This is a genomic window from Bradyrhizobium sp. WSM4872, from assembly GCF_055811715.1.
Map to the genome: position 1 here is coordinate 19,008 of NZ_JBVVPT010000034.1, position 16,252 is coordinate 35,259.

The 16,252-nt window shown below is 64.2% G+C and carries 19 protein-coding genes; 7 read left to right on the forward strand and 12 right to left on the reverse strand.

Translation table 11 applies throughout. The features are described 5' to 3' along the window. On the reverse strand, positions 1–1,314 hold the full coding sequence (locus AC0L3C_RS31105; protein ID WP_473409856.1) for an NAD(P)/FAD-dependent oxidoreductase: 1,314 nt from the start codon (positions 1,312–1,314) through the stop codon (positions 1–3). Positions 1,315–1,515: 201 nt separating this feature from the next. Here AC0L3C_RS31105 and AC0L3C_RS31110 point away from each other — a divergent pair, with 201 nt between their 5' ends. The 3 genes from AC0L3C_RS31110 (at position 1,516) to AC0L3C_RS31120 (ending at position 3,384) form a co-directional block, all read left to right on the forward strand. Continuing rightward, positions 1,516–2,322, forward strand: coding sequence for a DUF1295 domain-containing protein (locus AC0L3C_RS31110; RefSeq protein WP_473409857.1), 807 nt, complete (start codon positions 1,516–1,518; stop codon positions 2,320–2,322). A 157-nt stretch (positions 2,323–2,479) separates the two neighbouring features. Then, on the forward strand, positions 2,480–2,881 hold the full coding sequence (locus AC0L3C_RS31115; RefSeq protein ID WP_473278730.1) for a DUF2177 family protein: 402 nt from the start codon (positions 2,480–2,482) through the stop codon (positions 2,879–2,881). 2 nt (positions 2,882–2,883) lie between these two features. Further along, the gene (locus AC0L3C_RS31120) at positions 2,884–3,384 is read left to right on the forward strand and encodes a TspO/MBR family protein (protein ID WP_473409858.1); all 501 of its coding nucleotides are present in this window, start codon (positions 2,884–2,886) and stop codon (positions 3,382–3,384) included. Between the two features lie 54 nt (positions 3,385–3,438). Here AC0L3C_RS31120 and AC0L3C_RS31125 read toward each other — a convergent pair whose 3' ends face one another. The 4 genes from AC0L3C_RS31125 to AC0L3C_RS31140 all read right to left on the reverse strand — a co-directional run bounded on the left by AC0L3C_RS31125 (position 3,439) and on the right by AC0L3C_RS31140 (position 5,615). Then, positions 3,439–3,741, reverse strand: coding sequence for a hypothetical protein (locus AC0L3C_RS31125; RefSeq protein WP_473278729.1), 303 nt, complete (start codon positions 3,739–3,741; stop codon positions 3,439–3,441). 20 nt (positions 3,742–3,761) lie between these two features. After that, a complete protein-coding gene (locus tag AC0L3C_RS31130) occupies positions 3,762–4,346 on the reverse strand; it encodes an RNA polymerase sigma factor (protein ID WP_473409859.1) in 585 nt (194 codons plus the stop codon). Positions 4,347–4,425: 79 nt separating this feature from the next. Further along, complete coding sequence (locus AC0L3C_RS31135; RefSeq protein WP_473278727.1) at positions 4,426–5,073, reverse strand: ChrR family anti-sigma-E factor; 648 nt, start codon at positions 5,071–5,073, stop codon at positions 4,426–4,428. Next, entirely contained in the window at positions 5,070–5,615 is a 546-nt protein-coding gene (locus AC0L3C_RS31140) for a sigma-70 family RNA polymerase sigma factor (RefSeq protein WP_473278878.1), read from the reverse strand. The genes AC0L3C_RS31135 and AC0L3C_RS31140 overlap by 4 nt, the downstream gene beginning before the upstream one ends. Positions 5,616–5,981: 366 nt before the next feature. Between AC0L3C_RS31140 and AC0L3C_RS31145 the strand changes: the two genes are divergently transcribed. From AC0L3C_RS31145 to AC0L3C_RS31160, 4 genes are all read left to right on the forward strand, one after another. Then, positions 5,982–6,482 (forward strand): hypothetical protein, encoded by a 501-nt coding sequence (locus tag AC0L3C_RS31145; RefSeq protein ID WP_473264371.1) that lies wholly within the window; start codon positions 5,982–5,984, stop codon positions 6,480–6,482. Positions 6,483–6,717: 235 nt separating this feature from the next. Continuing rightward, entirely contained in the window at positions 6,718–7,392 is a 675-nt protein-coding gene (locus AC0L3C_RS31150) for an FABP family protein (RefSeq protein WP_473409860.1), read from the forward strand. A gap of 19 nt (positions 7,393–7,411) precedes the next feature. After that, on the forward strand, positions 7,412–8,122 hold the full coding sequence (locus AC0L3C_RS31155) for a RibD family protein (protein ID WP_473278726.1): 711 nt from the start codon (positions 7,412–7,414) through the stop codon (positions 8,120–8,122). Between the two features lie 10 nt (positions 8,123–8,132). After that, complete coding sequence (locus AC0L3C_RS31160; protein WP_473409861.1) at positions 8,133–9,404, forward strand: flavin monoamine oxidase family protein; 1,272 nt, start codon at positions 8,133–8,135, stop codon at positions 9,402–9,404. A 57-nt stretch (positions 9,405–9,461) separates the two neighbouring features. On the opposite strand, the gene AC0L3C_RS31165 is transcribed toward AC0L3C_RS31160, so the two are convergent. The 7 genes from AC0L3C_RS31165 to AC0L3C_RS31195 form a co-directional block, all read right to left on the reverse strand. Next, complete coding sequence (locus AC0L3C_RS31165) at positions 9,462–9,782, reverse strand: hypothetical protein (protein WP_473409862.1); 321 nt, start codon at positions 9,780–9,782, stop codon at positions 9,462–9,464. A 164-nt stretch (positions 9,783–9,946) separates the two neighbouring features. Beyond that, positions 9,947–10,516 carry a cysteine hydrolase family protein gene (locus tag AC0L3C_RS31170; RefSeq protein ID WP_473409863.1) on the reverse strand — a complete coding sequence of 190 codons (570 nt, stop codon included), beginning with the start codon at positions 10,514–10,516 and terminating at the stop codon, positions 9,947–9,949. Positions 10,517–10,655: 139 nt separating this feature from the next. Next, complete coding sequence (locus AC0L3C_RS31175; protein ID WP_473409864.1) at positions 10,656–11,003, reverse strand: DUF3088 domain-containing protein; 348 nt, start codon at positions 11,001–11,003, stop codon at positions 10,656–10,658. A 65-nt stretch (positions 11,004–11,068) separates the two neighbouring features. Further along, a complete protein-coding gene (locus tag AC0L3C_RS31180) occupies positions 11,069–12,532 on the reverse strand; it encodes a sensor histidine kinase (RefSeq protein ID WP_473409865.1) in 1,464 nt (487 codons plus the stop codon). Positions 12,533–13,085: 553 nt separating this feature from the next. Then, the gene (locus tag AC0L3C_RS31185) at positions 13,086–13,661 is read right to left on the reverse strand and encodes a hypothetical protein (protein WP_473264492.1); all 576 of its coding nucleotides are present in this window, start codon (positions 13,659–13,661) and stop codon (positions 13,086–13,088) included. A 197-nt stretch (positions 13,662–13,858) separates the two neighbouring features. Next, positions 13,859–15,172 carry a tetratricopeptide repeat protein gene (locus AC0L3C_RS31190; protein ID WP_473409866.1) on the reverse strand — a complete coding sequence of 438 codons (1,314 nt, stop codon included), beginning with the start codon at positions 15,170–15,172 and terminating at the stop codon, positions 13,859–13,861. A gap of 13 nt (positions 15,173–15,185) precedes the next feature. Further along, complete coding sequence (locus tag AC0L3C_RS31195) at positions 15,186–16,196, reverse strand: aldo/keto reductase (protein WP_473278720.1); 1,011 nt, start codon at positions 16,194–16,196, stop codon at positions 15,186–15,188. Positions 16,197–16,252 lie beyond the last annotated feature (56 nt).

Genomic DNA, 16,252 nt, shown 5'->3' on the forward strand with positions numbered 1-16,252 from the left:
CTACTCAGCAGCCTGCGCCAGCAACTCGCCGGACTGCCGCCACGGCACCTCACTGCCAAGTGCCTCTGCAACGGCGATGCCGGAGCGCAAACCATCCTCATGGAATCCGTAGCCGGTCCACGCGCCGCAAAACCAGGTACGGCGACGTCCCTGGATTTCGGGCAGATTCCTCTGCGCAGCAAACGCGCTTGCGTCATATTGCGGATGCGCGAATGTAAACTTGCCGAAGGTGAGATGAGGCGCCGGCTCGCAAGGGGGATTGAGGCTGACGAACAGCGGCTTGCTGTCGTCGATGCCCTGCAACCGGTTCATCCAGTAGGTCACGGCGACGTCGTTCTGTGCAGGCGTTTCGCGTTGCCAGCGCAAGAGGTTCCAGGATGCCCATGCATTGCGGCGTTTCGGCATGAGGTTGATGTCGCGGTGCAGATAGGCCGTGTTTGGAGCGTAGCGGATCGCGCCGAGAATGGATCTCTCGCGTGGGTCGGCATCCGACAGCATCGCCAGGGCCTGATCGCTGTGACAGGCCATCACGACAGCGTCGTAGGATTCCTGATGGCCGTGACTGTCGCCGATCGTCACACCGTGCTCGGTTCGACGGATCGATGTGGCCGCGCAGCCGAACCGGATGCTGGCCTTGAACCCGGCCGTGAGCTTCTCGACATAGCGCCGGCTGCCGCCCTGGACGGTCCGCCAGAGCGGCCGATCCAGATGCAACAGCCGGTGATTGTCGAAAAAGGCGATGAAGTTTTCCGCGGGAAAGGCGAGGATCTCGGCCGAGGGCGACGACCAGATGGCGGCCCCCATCGGTCCCAGATAATCGCTGAACAGCCGCGGGCTGAACGCTCCCTTGCGCAGATATTCGCCGAGTGTGAGGTTCTGGAGCCGGCCAGCCCGCAAGTCGGAGACGCTTTCCTTGTTGAAGCGTCGGACCTCGGCCAGCATGCGAAAATACGAGGGGGACAAGAGGTTGCGCGGCTGGGCAAACAGGCCGGAGGCGACCTGAAGGAAGGTCTCGCCACCACCCCGCCATTCGAACCGGCCATGGTCGGCCGACATCGCGAAGCTCATGCATGTCTCCTCGGTCTTCACACCCAGGTGCGCGAACAGAGACGTCAATTCCGGGTAGTTCGGCTCGTTGAACACGATGAAGCCGATGTCGACGTCGATCTCTTCGCCATCGTAGTCAACGCGCACTGTATGACTGTGTCCACCCGGTCGCAATTCGCGCTCGTAGACGGTCACGGCATGACGTTCGGACAGGAGCCATGCGGCGGCATTGCCGGCAATTCCCGTCCCGATCACGGCTAAACGCATGCCTTGTCGCCCCCAAATACCACCAGCGACGGCCGGAACATCCGGTTTCGGGCCAATGTCGTCCGTCGCCGGCTCAGGACAGCTTTAATCGCTGACCCGTCCACACGCGCTTGAGGAAACGTTCCAGCGGACAGCGTGGATCACCCGTGAAACCGGGGCATAAGGCGGACGTAAGGATCCAAGTTTGCTTATGGTGAGGGCATGGATTTCCTGCAAATACTGATCATCGCCGGCATCGCGCTTGCCCTGTCGCTGTTGATGGGGCTGGCCTGGATCGTTCAGCAGCGAACGGGCAATTCCGGGTGGGTCGATACGATCTGGACCTTCTCGGTCGGCCTCGTCGGGGCGGTTGCGGCCCTTTTGCCGTTCGCCGAGGCGCTGCCAGTGCGCCAGCTGCTCGTGGGCGGGCTGGTGCTGCTTTGGTCGGCGAGGCTCGGGACGCATATCGCCCGCCGCGCCGCGGCGGGTATCGACGATCCGCGATATGCCAGGTATGCGCAGGAATGGGGCTCGCAGGCGCCGCGTCGCATGTTTGCGTTCCTGCAGTCGCAGGCCTTCGCCTCGGTGCCGCTGCCGTTCGCGGTCCTCCTGGCTGCACACGCTCCGCGGGCCGCTCTGGGCGTTCAGGACTATGCCGGAGCCGCCATCATGCTTGCGGCTGTTGCAGGCGAAGCGATCGCCGACGAGCAATTGCGGGGCTTCAAGCGCCATAAGGCCAACGCGGGCCTGGTCTGTGATGTCGGGCTTTGGCGCTGGTCGCGTCATCCGAATTATTTCTTCGAATGGCTCGGATGGCTCGCTTATCCGGTCATCGCGCTGTCGCCGGGCTACGCATGGGGCTGGGCGAGCCTGATCGCGCCGGCGATGATGTACTGGATACTCGTGCACGTGACAGGAATACCCCCGCTCGAGGTCCAGATGCTTCGATCCCGCGGCCGCCGGTATCGGGACTATCAGGCACGCACCAGCGCGTTCTTTCCACGGCCGCCCAAGCAGGCGCCGGAATGATCGGACGTCCGGCGCGGCGCGATCTGGTTCAAGGGCGTGACGGGGTTGCGCGGCAAGGCGGAATGAGGGCGCAGCGTGATCCAGCCAAGGGCTCACGTCGTTTACAGGCGTTGCCTTTATCGAACCGGTTGCGACACCACCGGAGGGGAGACCGGACATGAGCCTGCTTTTCACATATCTGTCGGTGGCTGCGACCTTCGTTGCGCTCGACATGATCTGGCTCAAGACCATGGTTGAGAGACTTTACCGGCCGGTGCTGGGCGACATGTTGCGCTCGAAGCCCGACCTCGCCGCCGCAGCAGTGTTTTATCTGGCGTATCCCGTCGGCCTGATCTGGTTCGCGGTGCTGCCGGCTCAGCAGGATGGCGGCGCTCTGCGTGCCTTCACGTCCGGCGTGATGCTGGGCTGCTTCACCTATGCGACCTACGATCTGACCAACCAGGCCACGCTGAGGAATTGGTCGACGGCGCTCACTCTTGCGGACGTGGGCTGGGGATCCTTCCTCGCCGGTGTCAGCGCCTGGACCGGATTTCTCGTCGCTCAAAGGATGGCGCATTGATCATGGACGGGACGCACGACGGGGCGCTGCGGCACGATGGCGAGCGGAAGCGCGGCAGATGGTACCGATGCGCTGCTTTCCTGTTTCTGGTTCCTGCTGCGGGGATCCTGATCGGGGTCCTGAACCGTCCGGGAGCCTGGTACGCGGCCCTCGACAAGCCATCTTTCAATCCGCCGGATGCGGTGTTCGCACCGGTCTGGACGATCCTGTTCCTCATGATCGCCGTGGCGGGATTCCGAACCTTCGAGGCGGAGCCGCGCGGAAGGACGATGAGATTATGGAGCCTGCAGATGATCCTGAATTTTGCATGGTCTCCCATCTTCTTTTCGCTTCATCGCATGGACGTAGCGCTAGGCGTCATTGTTGCGCTGTTCGTCGCGATCCTCGCCTTTGTCTGGCGTCAATGGGCGAACGATCGACTGGCAGCGACGCTTTTCATTCTCTATGCCGGCTGGGTGGGTTTTGCGACCTTGCTGAACATCTCGTTGCTCCGTCTCAATTAGGATCGGCCGCAGAGCTGACTCCATAGCGTCGAACGGGCCAGGGTGGCGCCGAATTCAGAGATCCTTCCCTCCGTCGCACTCGTCAAACGCGTCTCTGGTCGCCGCGATCTTGTCGGAGAGCGACGTGAACGCGATCTGGACACTCAGCCTGGCATCGTCGTCAAGCACGAGCTGCGCAAGATCGACCAGTCGATCACCGAAGCGCGCCATGACAACGAGCAGTTGATCGAGCCCGTCCGGGGGCTGCTCGGCTGCCAGACGGTCGACCTCTCTCACTATCTGCTCGAGCCTCGCAACGGAGGTTACGAGCGGGTCCTGGTGTCCAGGGTTGGGGAATTCGATGATCTCTGCGGCCACGCGCGGGGTCCTCGCCTGCTTCAGGCTGCAGCCGATGCGGCAAGGCAGTCCTTGCGTACCGCCAGAAGGGTTCGGTGCAGCCAGGTCTTGATGGTGCCGACCGGCACACCGAAGCGCCGCGACAAGCTGGCGCGGCTCTCACCCTCGAGATAGGCCAGCGCAACCAGCCTGCGGCGGTCTTCCGGCAAACGAGCCAGCACGCTGCGTGCGATCGGTCCGGCGCGGGCGTAGTCGAAATCGTCGATCGACGGCTGATCAGCAATTGTCGGAACCAGAAGCGCCTCGTCGAGCTCGTGAGTCGGCAGTCTTCTGACCCGCAGATGGTCGATGGCGGTATTCCGGGCGATCGCGGACATCCAGGTCATCGCCGAAGCGCGGCCGCTGTCGAACCGACCCGCGTTGCGCCAGATCTTCAGATAGGCTTCCTGAAGAATGTCCTCGATGTCGTGGGGCGGAGTTCCCACGGCGAGCGCAGTCCTGCGCAGCCTGCTCCGCGTCAGCACGTGCAGCGCTGCGAAGGCCCGTGTGTCGCCCGCCGAAACGCATGCCAGCAGTTCGGGCAATGTTTCGCTCTGCGCCTGTGCTGTCAGGCTTAAGCCGGCCATGACCTGTCTCCCTTGCGTTTCCTTCGAAACGCTCCGGGCTCGCGTTCGGATCACCCGGCGGAAGAAGGAGGCGAGCGGATCAAAGCCGCACGAATGGCCCGATCAGCCTGCCAAGCAGGCCGTTCATGCGCAGGTCGCCCGTCATTGCGACGAGGCAAACACATGGGCCCTCGTTGCCCACCACAGGCCGATGATCGATCTCGTCGTCGCCATAGTCGAAATCACCCGGACCGAACCGGCCGCCCTCGTGGCTGAAGCTGCCCTCGAGCACGAGGGTCAGTTCAGTTCCGGTGTGCGTGTGTTCGAGCATGCGGCTCCCCGGCGCGGAGCGAAGCAGAAATGCCCGCGCCGTCCCCGATCCTGACAACTCGATCGGTCGCATGCTCAGACCTGGAGCGATGCGCCTGCGCTTCCCGATGCGGTAGTTTCGCAGCGCCGCCGGAACATCCTGCTCGCTGCCGCCAGCGACCTCGGCAGTCGGCGTCGCTCGTCTTTCAGGAGCGTTGTGAATGCGCGACATCACCTGCTCGAACGCATCCGATGCGATCGGCACCGGCTCGACATCTTCAAGCGCCAGGCCGCCAAGTTGCTCGATGGCCTGCACGAACCGGCCGCACCGTGCGCAACCCGCAACGTGCACCCCCACCACCAATTGATGGGCTTCCTCCAACCTGCCGGCCGCAAAGTCGGCCAAAAGATCTTCCGGTGGATGATGGCTGATCGTCATGCTTCTTCGTCCAATATGTCTCTCAGGCGGTTCATCGCCAGCCTGATCCGCGACTTCACCGTTCCAAGCGGAATGCCGAGCAGGCTTGCGATTTCCGGGTGCGGCTTCTCCTCGATGAACGACAACCTCACCACCATGGATTGCTCCATCGAGAGCTGCTTGACCGCCGAATTGATCCGCGCGGCATCCTGCACGCGAGACATGACGGCATCCGCGGGTTCGGCGGGATCCGGCGTCTCGGGAAGCTCAGAGGTGCCCCGCAGGCGGTCTGCCCGCGCCCTGCTGCGGAACAAATCGATTCGCAAATTGCGCGCGATGGTGAATATCCATGCCGCGGCCCCGGCCGTCGCAGGATCGAACTGGCCTGCCTTCCGCCAGACGGCGATCAGGGTATTTTGAGCAATCTCCTCCGCCTCGTCTGAACTGCATCCGGCCTTCAGCATCAGTCCCTTTATGCGTGGCGCGAAGTGCCCGAACAGGCGCTTGAAGGCCTCCCGGTCTCCGGTCGAGGCGACGCGTCCGATCAGATCAGCCCAGTCCACCTTCGTGTTCGGCCCTTTGCTCGTGCCAGTCGACAGCCGCGCTTCAATCCTCCGGGGAAAACCGGCCTTCGCCCGGATTGGCGCATCTAAAGCTCGGATAGCAGCGATCATAGCGCCTCGACAAGCGACCTGTGGGTCTGGAAACGAACGGGGACAGGTCCTGGATCACCGCGGAATGATCATTGCGACAGGTTCCGGGGCCGTCCGCGCGCAGGTCCGCCGACCGCGCCGCCGTCTTGCCCCCGCGATGCGGCGTCGGCAGGCCGTGTCAAGTTGCATGGTTCCTCTCCAATGCAACCTGGATCAGGGCGTGATATCCTGGCCCTCGGGACGGGATTGACCGTCCCCATCTGGAAGGACATGGCCATGACGTTGTCATCATGCTTCGTTACGCGTCCCGCTGTCGCCATCTCATCGGTTGCACTGCTCCTGTGCGCCCTCGGCGGCACCGCGATGTCGCAACCGACGCCGACCACGACCGCCGCCGACACCCAGCTTCCCGGCGTCATGGTTGATGCGCCGAAGCATGTGGCGCGGCCACACCGGCCAGCGCATCACGCGACAGCTCGCGGGACCGGATCGCGCACGTCAGCCGCTTCGACGGCGTCACTGGCGCCGACCTCGGACGCCACGAAGCTTGCCAAGCTCGCCGCCGCCACGGGCAGCTGCGTCGGCGGTTGTCAATCGAGCTTCAAGGCGGGCGACAAGCCCTGGGTCGGTTGCAACGTTTCGGGTGGCGTCTATTCGTTCACGTGCCGCAACGTCGGCAACTACAAGACCTACGACGAGTGCAAGGAAGCGGGACGCGTCACCGGTTGGCGGTCCGGCGAAACCTCGGCATATTGCAGCAGCCTTGCATTGAAGTAGCAGCGCGGATGGCCTCTCCTCCGATTGCACGAGGCAAGTCGCAAGCGCGTCGACAATCAGCCCGTAATTGACGACACATATCATTCCAGCCGGTCAGTGTAGCCTGTTATCAGGTGGCTCGCTCATGGATCGTCTGCGCGTGGCGCCTATGTCCATTCGCGATTGTGAGGCTTGAGAACGAGCCACGCCCGCACTCTCGTGCTATTGCTGCCTCCGCAATGACGCGAGGACACCCATGCTCCCCCTTCCAGCCGATATCTTCACCGAGCCCGAGGATGTCTCGCCCGACGGCCTTGCCAATCTCGGCCCGCTCCGCCGTCTCGCAGGCAGCTGGCAGGCCGACAAGGGTATCGACATCAATCCGAAGGCGCAGGGGCCGGAGCGGCGGACGTTCATCGAGCGCATCCGGATGGACCCGATCGATCCGCAGGCCAACGGGCCGCAGCTGCTCTACGGGCTGCGCTATCACATCCACATCAACACGCCCGAGGAAGACATCACCTTCCACGACCAGGTCGGCTACTGGTTGTGGGAGCCCGCGACCGGGTTGATCATGCAGACGCTGGCGATCCCGCGCGGGCAGGTGCTGCTGGCGTCGGGCAAGGCCGGGCCGGACGACAAAGCGATCTCCGTCACCGCCAAGCGTGGGGATACCGCTTACGGGATCTGCTCGACTGATTTTCTGGAACAAGCGTTCCGCACCGACGCTTACCGCTGCGACATCACCTTCAACGACGACGGCAGTTGGACCTATCTGATCCAGACCGAGTTGTTCGTGCGCGGCGCGCCGTTCAACCATCGCGACACCAACACGCTGAAACTCGCCGCGCCGCCAAAGCTCAATCCCCTCGCGGTGATCGTGAACGATCGCGCCACGGGGAATGAGAAGGGCAATGAGCCGGCCGCCTGAGCGCGGCCCGGAGATACGCATGAAGCCTTACGTCATCTGTCTGATGCATTCGAGTCTGGACGGCCGCACCCATCCGAGCCGCTGGCGCCCGAAGGGGGCAGGGACGGACTGGTTCGAGAAGATCCACGACGAGCTCGGCGGTGATGCCTGGGCGATCGGCCGCGTCACCGGCTCGGAGTTCGCCAAGGGCGAGCCCTATCCCACGACGGCGGACGCGAAATTTCCGCGCGAAAACTGGTTCGCGCGACGTGATGCGAAAACCTATGGCGTCGTCCTGGATGCGAAAGGCAAGATCGGCTGGGGCCGCTCCGATATCGGCGGCGATCCGATCGTCGTCGTGCTGACCGAGAGTGTCCCCGATTCGCATCTCGCGGGGCTCCGCGGCGAGGGCGTGTCCTATATCTTTGCCGGCAAGTCCGAGATCGACCTCGCGCTGACGCTGGACATTCTCAATCGCGAACTCGGCGTGAAGCGCCTGCTGGTGGAGGGCGGGGGCGTCGCCAACGGCGCGTTCCTGCGTGCCGGCCTGATCGACGAGTTCAACCTGATCCTCAGTCCCGCGATCGACGGAGCCAAGGGCGCGCCCTTCGTGTTCGATTCCACGGACTCCGACGGCGACCGGCGTGCACCGCTGAGCGCGATGAGGCTGGAGAGCACGCGGGATCTCGGCGGCGGCGTCCTGCTGCTGCGCTATCTGATCCAGAACGATCCGCAGGCCGTGGGCAAGTAGCAGCACCGAGATGTCGGCAACATCAGAGCATATCGTCGTCGCCGGTGCCGGCGCGGCCGGCCTGATGGCGGCGCGCGAGCTGGCGCGCGCGGGCAGGACCGTGACGATCCTGGAGGCGCGCGAGCGCTGCGGCGGCCGCATCCATCCGCTGCCTGCTTCGGAGTTCGGCTACCGCGCCGACGGCGGCGCCGAATTCGTGCACGGCGAGGCGCCGGTCACGCGCGCGTTGCTGCGTGAGGCCGGGCTGTCCCTTCAGGAGATCGAGGGCGAGCGATGGGGCTTCGACGGCGCTGACATCGTGCGCGAGGATCGCCACGATCCGCATGAGGCTGAGCTGCACGCCGTGGTTCGGGAATTGAACGACGACCTCACGGTCGCCGATTTCCTGCGCCGGCATTTTGCCGGGGATGAGCACGCGCGGCTGCGCCATGCGATCGAGCGAATGGTCGAGGGCTACGATGCGGCCGATCCCGAGCGCGCCTCCACGCTGGCGCTGCGCGAGGAATGGATGGCTGGCGGGCACTCACCGCAGGCGCGGGTCAAGGGCGGCTATGGTGGGATGATCGACTTCCTGGCAGCCGAGTGCCGCAAGCTTGGCGTGAGTTTTCGCTTCGGCTGCGTGGTATCGGCGATCGAGGAGGAGGGCGGCGCGATCGCCGTTCGCTGTGTCGACGGCGGCCTGCAGGGCTGCGATCGCGTGATCCTCACTGTTCCGTTGCCGTTGCTGCGCGAGATCAGGCTGCCGAGCCACGCGCGCGCAAAGGCGGCGGCGGCCGACGACATCGGCTTCGGCAACGTGATAAAAATCCTGCTGCGCTTCAGGCGGCCATGGTGGCGCGAGCGCAAGGAAGAGCTCGCGGACATGAGCTTCCTTTTGTCCGACCAGGCCATTCCGGTATGGTGGACGCAATATCCGAACCGGCATCTCGTGCTGACCGGATGGTTCGGCGGCCCGCGCACGGCAGCGCTGTCGCACCTCGATCCGCAAGGGCTGATCGATGCCGGGCTCGATTCGCTTGCGACCGTCTTCGGCCTGTCGCGTGAGGACCTGGCGCGCGAGCTCATCGCGGCCGTTGCGACAAACTGGGCGCGCGATCCCTACGCCCGCGGCGCCTATTCCTGGGCGACGCCGCGAACGCGCGAGGCGCAAGCGATCCTCGCGCGCGCCGACGGCCCAGTGCTGTTCTCCGGCGAGGCGCTCTATCGCGGAGCCGACATGGGCACGGTTGAAGCGGCGTTGGCGAGCGGTTTAGAGACGGTGGGATTTATCTTGCGGGGATAGCTTACAGTCAAGAAAAAGGCCCGCATCCCGCGGGCCTTCGTCTTACCAGCGACCGTCTTACCAGCGACTTCCGCCGAAGCCGAACGTCACGCTGGGACCGCCGCCGCCATAATATCCGTACGGACCGCCGCCGTAATAGCCGTGGTGCCGCGGGTAATAGCCGTAGCTCCGGTAGTGCGGACGATGATAGCCGTGATGGTGGTGAGGACGCCAGTGATGGCGATGGCCATGATGGTGGTGCCTGTGCTGCGCGCTGATATCGGTCGACTGGGCCGCTGGCGCGTTGTGTTTCGCGCTTGAATGATTGGCCGCGTTCGCCGCCGACCCGCCGGCAAGCGCCGCAGCACCGACGGTCATCGCGACAAAGAGATACTTCATGTCATCACTCCAGTTGAATGTCGTGTGACAACACATGGTCATCCGGCACGTTCCGGCCAGTGCGGGCGTCGAAACGACGCAGTTTCATGGGCGTCCGGTTCGCGCGGCTACGTGCGTCTCGTGAGATTTATTGTCGCATCACGGGCGTGGCCGTAACTCCGCCATCACTCTGCCGCGAATGATGCAATCACGTCATCGGTGGTGACGATGCGCGCGAATTCGCCGTTGAGGTTCGACAGCGTCATCGCATGGATCTCCTCCGCAGAATGCCTGTCGCCATCCGGCCCGACCCGCTCGAACGTCCAGGTCGCGTCGCGCACCAGCCGTGCGTCGAAGCCGAGATTGCCGGCCATCCGCGTCGTCGTCTCGACGCAATGATTGGTGGTGGCGCCGCAAATGACGAGAGTGCCGATGTTGCCCGCGCGCAGGCGGCTTTCCAGATCGGTGCCGATGAAGGCGCTGTTGACGCGCTTGACGATCACGATCTCGCCCGGCCGCTCGCGTGCCTCGTCCCTGGCGGCATATCCGGAGCTCGTTGGCAGAAATGAGGAGGACGGCTTGGTGCCCTCATGACGAATGTGAAAGATAGGCGCGCCGCTGGTTCTGAACGCCGTCAGGAGATCGGCAATACGTGCCACTGCATCCGGGTTATTGCGCCGCTTGCCCGCCGCCTCCCATTCGTCGAACGCACGCTGGACGTCGACGACGATGAGGGCGGGAAGCGCGAGTGACATGAGGGGCGGCTTTCAGACCTACTTGCAGACTTACTTGCAGACTTACTTGCAGCGCCGACTATGCGAGGCGACAGTGACGACACGCAATGTCAATTTTCCCTCGTTTCGCGACGTGATTGCAGGCTACGCGCTCTCCCCCTCACGGATGCGGATCGGGAAAGCCGTGGCGTTCGGAGAGCGCGGCTAGGATGGCGTCCTTGTCAGCAATGAACGCGCGGTCCTGATAGCTGCCGGTCTGGTGCGGCGAGGTCGCTCCAACCGCCAGCACGAGCAGCGGTAACGACTGGTTCTCCTCACCGGCCAGCGGGATCACGGCTTGCCGCGGGCGTGGCCACGGGATGCGCTCGATGTCGAGCTTGCCGGCGAGCTGCGGAAACGAGACCAGCACGCCCTCGATCAGCGCGCAATGCCAGCAATAGAAGCGGCGTCCAGGAAAGGTCGGGTCCTCGAACCCGGGACGCAGCAAAAACAGGCGGTCGCGCGTCATGGGTCGCTCCGAGGTATGGTGACCATCATATCGATGGTTGACGTCTGGCGGCAGAAGGCCTCGACTCACGATCGCGCGGCGGCCAGCGGCAGGCTGATATGAAAGACGGCGCCTCCGGTCGGCGCGTTCTCGGCCCAGATCCGCCCGCCGTGTGCCTCGACGATCGTGCGCGTGATCGAGAGGCCGATTCCCATGCCCTGCGTCTTGGTTGTGAAAAACGGCTTGAAGATTTCGGTTATCTTTTCTGTGCAGATGCCGTCGCCGTCATCTGCGATCGAGATCATGGCCTGATTGCCCGCAAGGCTGGTTCGACCGACGATGCGTCGCCGATCCTCCGGCAGATCGGCCACCGCTTCGATGGCATTCATGACCAGGTTCAGAATAGCCTGCTGGAGCTGCACTTTGTCGGCAGTTACGTGAATATCCGAGGCCGATCGGTCCGTCGCGAGCGCAACGTCGTAGGTCAGGGCCTGAACGGAGAGGAACCTAAACACGTCGCCGACCGCCGCGTTGAGGTCGAGCTCGCTCCGCTCTGTGCGGGCCCTCTTCAGAAATGAGCGCACCTGAACGACGATCTCGTTGGCGCGCTTATCGTCTCGGCGAATGTCACCCAGTATATCCCTGATCACGCCAAGGTCGGGTGCCGGTATCTGCAACAGCTGCTCGGCGGTCTCTGCATTGATCAGAATGGCGGCGAGCGGCTGGCTCAGCTCATGCGCGATTGTGACAGACATCTCGCCCGCGGTGGCAAGGCGATTCATGTGGGCAAGCTCCGACATGCGTTGGCGCGCTTCGACCTCCGCCAGGAATCGCAGCCTGCGCTCGCGCAGGAGGATGACGATCATCGTCGCCTGCACCAGCACCAAGCCGACACTGATCATGACGCGCCAGTAATACTGCTCCCAGAAGCTCGGTTCTCGGAAACGCACCTCGCTGCCCGGAGGCAGATGAGCTTCGTCCACATTCCAGAGCTTGAGCTGTCTCCAGTCGAAGATCGGCTTCACGTTGTCCCCGGCAACGGGCGGGATGCTCGACGGCGATTCGCCGCCGAGAATCCGCATTGCCAATTGGCCGGCTTCCCGTCCGATGGTTCCGGGCAGCAGCAGGAAGCCGCCAACTCCCGTCCGCCCGAGAAATGTATCGGAGGTGATGATGATCGGGCGGTTCGCGTGCTCGGCGACACGCGCAAGCGCCGCAGCCGGCAAATAGTGGGTGCCTTCGCCGTCGGAATACATTGCCGAGGTCAGGATTGCAGAGCCAGGGGGCAAGGAGCCGACCCGTTCGCGCACTTCCCGCAGCACCATCCCGGACAGATCGACAATCTCGAGATCCGGCATCGCGGCCGCGAATTCCTGCTTCCAGTGGCCGTATGTCAGCGGATTTTTCCATGCATCGCCAACAAGGACGACGCCAGTCAGGTCGGGAACGACCGCGCGTGCCGCAGTCAGTAACTGCGCCGGAGACACCTTGGCAAAGATTGCGGTCGTGTCGGGTAGGAACAGCGCGCGCGTCTCGGGCAGATCGGGCACGAAGCCGTAAACCACGGGTGCAGCGGGCCAGATGTCGTGCTTGCGCCCCTGAAGGAATTTCGCCGACGCGACGCCGATGGAGACGATGACGTCGATCGACCGGTGCGCGTATTTGGTCTTGAGATGACCGACCAGACTCTCCTCGTAGTCCGGTCCGGGAAACGGGCGAGATCGAGGCTTTCGCCGTAGATCACGGTATGGATCTGTCCATTTTCCTTCGCAGCCGTGCGGATACCGGCAAAAATCTCCGAATAGAACGGCGAACGAAAGTCGGCGTCTTCCAGCACCAGGATCGAGCGCTGCCCCGGACTGTCGGCCGCGGGGCATTCATGTGCCAGGGTTGCGAACAGGCAGACGATCAGGAGCCGCTTGATCGCCTTGACCATCCGCATTGCTGGACTCTGTGCCTGCCTGTGTTTGCAACGGGCGCCTCCTCGATGAGGACGCGTCCGAGCATACCTGCCGGTTCCGAAGTTTCAATGAAAGGATTTGATCCGGCTGTGCCGCGCAGGCGGCGGTTCACCTCGCCCGCATGCGGAGCGAACAAGGTCCGCTATTTGAACGGATCCTGGATCGACGGAGCCGACTGCCTGATACGACGCACGCTCACGGGCGTGCCGTCGGAAACGAACAGCAGTTCGTAGCGGCGGCCCTCGCTGTCGGTGGCGGAGCAGGTGACGTCAGTCACCTTTCTGGCGGCGAAATTGCCGGTCTGGCGGCAGAGGCCTGTGGAGGTCTGCTCGGCCGGCACCGGCAACCCGTCGACCTTGGGGCGGTCCTTGGAATTGAGCAGCATGCGGTCGATCGGCAGCTCGTAGGAGTTGTCGTCGGCGCGCTTGCCGTTCTCGCCGGAGAACGACACGACGTGATTCTCGTCGGCGGGATCGTCGACCGCGACCGCGAAATTGACCCGGCCCTTGTCACCATGGGCGTAGGCGACCGTCTTGCAGGCGAAGGTGCGCCCGGCGACCTTCAACGTCTTGCAGTGGCCGGACATCAGCGCCAGCAGGTCGACGAAGGCGTTTGCGGCCTGAGGGTTGTTCACGGGAATCGACAAGGAAGACTCGGCAAAACAAGGGCTTGCCAAGGCGATGAGGGCGGCGGTGAGGACTGGTCGGCAGAGGCGCATCGGAAGGTTCACATGCCAGGGAACCACGGGAAAGTTCCGTCCGACAACCGTCGAACCGTAAATTGGTTGCGATCCCGTTTGTTCTGCCTGATTCGTCTGAAATACCACCGCGCCACCCCAACGGCGATTCGCCCATATCGCCCAACCCGTTCCCGGCCGGCACTTGCCGCCCGGCCGGTGTTTTTTTCGTGGCGGAGCTAGCCCATCGTCGCCTTCCAGCGCGTATCGCGCAGGGAGGGACGGCGGTGCAGGCGGGCATCGAGTAACGCGCGGGCGCGGGGCAGGTCGCCGCTGCGCATGAGGGCGACGACAAAAGTGTCCTCGATCAGTTCGCGTTGGGCGTGACTGCCGCCGAGACGCACGACCTCACCGAGGACCGGCGCGAGCATTTGCACGCATGCCGCGTAATCCTCGTCCGCAAAGGTTGCCAGCGCGCGGCAGACCGCCGGCACCACGGGACCGGCCGGGAGCTTGCCGTCGGCGAGCCGCTGCTCGATCACGGCAAGACGCGCGGCGAGCGCCTCGCGATTTTGCGTCGCGGCCGCGAACAGCGCCATGTGGACGTCGGCGAAGGGCAGGCTCGATTTCGGAAACAGTTTTTGCGCGGCGGCATCGCCTTCGACCCAGAGCGCTTTCGGCACGGCGTGGCCGTAAGCCGACAAGCGCCAGAGCAATGACGCGCCGTCGGTGACGAGATTGAGCGGCGGCGCCTGTGTCGCCTTTGGCTGCAGCACATCGGCATAGATCGCAAGCGCCCGCGCGGCATCGCCATGCTCCAGTGCGCCGAGCGCCTGATGCCAGCGGATATGGCCGTGCAAGATCCCGGCGCGGTCGTAAGAGGGGATCCAGTCGTCGACGAGCCGGTCGGCCGCTTCGATCGAACCGCCCTCGAACATCGCATGCAGCACGGCGTGCGCGGCATGGGCATTCTGCCGGCGCAGATCGAAGCCGCGCTCGGTGACGCCGCGGCCGCGACTGACATTGCCGTTCTCGGTCATCGCCCAGCCGTACATGGTGAGGAACCACCAATCCTCGCCATAGCGATGCGCGACGCGCTCGCACAGCTGCTGCCGCGCGCGGTCGTGATCGGCCATGCCGGAGAACGCGAACAGGCCGAACGCGCCGAGCGGCAGCGACAGCACTAATGCGTCGCGCGGCCACGCCTCGACGTGCTTCATCGTCGCCGCGATTGCCTCGGGCAGCCGGCCCTCGATTGCGAGCGCCAACGTCTCGACATGCGAACGCTCGCGTTCCGTGCCGCGGTTCGCCACGAGCTCGCGCGCGCGGGCTGCCTTCTGCCGTGCCAGATCGCCTTGCTGATAGAAGCCATGCAGGCGGGCGCGGGCGATATGGGCCAGCGCAAAATCCTGATCGGCCGCAATCGCGCGCTCCAGAGTCTCCGCCGTGCCGGTCCAGCCGGCGAGCATGAGGTCGACGCCCTCGCGATAGGCGGATGCCGCCTCGGGCGAAGAGGTGGAGATCGACAGGCCATAGCGATCTTCGAGGGCCATTCTTGTCTCCGGCTCAGGCGGTCCGCGCGCGACGTCCTTCAATCGGATAGGCCGGGTCGTTGTAGCCCGGCGTCGAGGGATGACCTGGCACGACCAGTCTGTCTATCAGCGCCTCGTCTTCCATAGTGAAGCGATAGTCGAGCGCGCCGGTGTAGCCGTCCCATTGCTCTTCAGTGCGCGGACCGGCAACGATCGAGGAGACAAAGGCGGAGTTCAGCACCCAGGCGACCGCGAACTGGCCTGCGGTGATGCCCTTTTTCTCGGCGTGGGTCTTGATCTCCTGCGCGAGCTGGAGCGATTCCGGCCGCCATTCGGTCTGCATCATGCGCGTGTCATTGCGGCCTGCGCGCGTCTCCTTGTCGGGAGCCGCGTCGGGCTTGTATTTGCCGGTCAGCACGCCGCGCGCCAGCGGGCTGTAGGGCACGATGCCGAGGCCGTAGTAGGAGCAGGCCGGAAAGTGCTCGACTTCAGGCATGCGATTCATGGCGTTGTAATAGGGTTGGCTCACCGCGGGCCGGTCGATTCCGAGCCGGTCGCAGATGTTGCAGATTTCGGCGACGCGCCAGGCGCGGTAGTTCGAGACGCCGAAATAGCGCACCTTGCCGGCGCGGATCAGGTCGCCCATCGCGCGCACCGTCTCCTCCAGCGGCGTCGCATGGTCTTCCTTGTGCAGATAATAGATGTCGATGTGATCGGTGCCGAGCCGCTTCAGGCTCTCATCCGCCGCCTCCAATACCCAGCGCCGCGACAGGCCGACACGGTTGGGATCCTCGCCCATGGGGTTCGCAAGTTTCGTCGCGAGCACCCAGGCGTGACGGTTGTTGCCGATGGCGCGTCCCACGACTTCTTCAGATGCACCCTTCGAATAGGCGTCGGCGGTGTCGATGAAGTTGATGCCGGCCTCGTGCGCCTTCGCGATGATGCGCTTTGAGGTGGCCTCATCGGTCGGCCCGCCGAACATCATCGTGCCCAAGCAGATCGGCGACACCTTGAGGCCGCTGCGGCCGAGTTGGCGATATTGCATGGGTGGTTTCCTCGACGCTTGTTGACGCGCCAGCATAGCCGTCTCACTCCGTCATT

What these genes read in the sequence shown, in the direction of transcription:
- AC0L3C_RS31105 (WP_473409856.1), bottom strand. Translation starts at nt 1,314, where the DNA reads ATGCGTTTAGCCGTGATCGGGACGGGAATTGCCGGCAATGCCGCCGCA.
- AC0L3C_RS31110 (WP_473409857.1), top strand. Translation starts at nt 1,516, where the DNA reads ATGGATTTCCTGCAAATACTGATCATCGCCGGCATCGCGCTTGCCCTG.
- AC0L3C_RS31115 (WP_473278730.1), top strand. Translation starts at nt 2,480, where the DNA reads ATGAGCCTGCTTTTCACATATCTGTCGGTGGCTGCGACCTTCGTTGCG.
- AC0L3C_RS31120 (WP_473409858.1), top strand. Translation starts at nt 2,884, where the DNA reads ATGGACGGGACGCACGACGGGGCGCTGCGGCACGATGGCGAGCGGAAG.
- AC0L3C_RS31130 (WP_473409859.1), bottom strand. Translation starts at nt 4,346, where the DNA reads ATGGCCGGCTTAAGCCTGACAGCACAGGCGCAGAGCGAAACATTGCCC.
- AC0L3C_RS31135 (WP_473278727.1), bottom strand. Translation starts at nt 5,073, where the DNA reads ATGACGATCAGCCATCATCCACCGGAAGATCTTTTGGCCGACTTTGCG.
- AC0L3C_RS31145 (WP_473264371.1), top strand. Translation starts at nt 5,982, where the DNA reads ATGACGTTGTCATCATGCTTCGTTACGCGTCCCGCTGTCGCCATCTCA.
- AC0L3C_RS31150 (WP_473409860.1), top strand. Translation starts at nt 6,718, where the DNA reads ATGCTCCCCCTTCCAGCCGATATCTTCACCGAGCCCGAGGATGTCTCG.
- AC0L3C_RS31155 (WP_473278726.1), top strand. Translation starts at nt 7,412, where the DNA reads ATGAAGCCTTACGTCATCTGTCTGATGCATTCGAGTCTGGACGGCCGC.
- AC0L3C_RS31160 (WP_473409861.1), top strand. Translation starts at nt 8,133, where the DNA reads ATGTCGGCAACATCAGAGCATATCGTCGTCGCCGGTGCCGGCGCGGCC.
- AC0L3C_RS31165 (WP_473409862.1), bottom strand. Translation starts at nt 9,782, where the DNA reads ATGAAGTATCTCTTTGTCGCGATGACCGTCGGTGCTGCGGCGCTTGCC.
- AC0L3C_RS31170 (WP_473409863.1), bottom strand. Translation starts at nt 10,516, where the DNA reads ATGTCACTCGCGCTTCCCGCCCTCATCGTCGTCGACGTCCAGCGTGCG.
- AC0L3C_RS31175 (WP_473409864.1), bottom strand. Translation starts at nt 11,003, where the DNA reads ATGACGCGCGACCGCCTGTTTTTGCTGCGTCCCGGGTTCGAGGACCCG.
- AC0L3C_RS31185 (WP_473264492.1), bottom strand. Translation starts at nt 13,661, where the DNA reads ATGCGCCTCTGCCGACCAGTCCTCACCGCCGCCCTCATCGCCTTGGCA.
- AC0L3C_RS31190 (WP_473409866.1), bottom strand. Translation starts at nt 15,172, where the DNA reads ATGGCCCTCGAAGATCGCTATGGCCTGTCGATCTCCACCTCTTCGCCC.
- AC0L3C_RS31195 (WP_473278720.1), bottom strand. Translation starts at nt 16,196, where the DNA reads ATGCAATATCGCCAACTCGGCCGCAGCGGCCTCAAGGTGTCGCCGATC.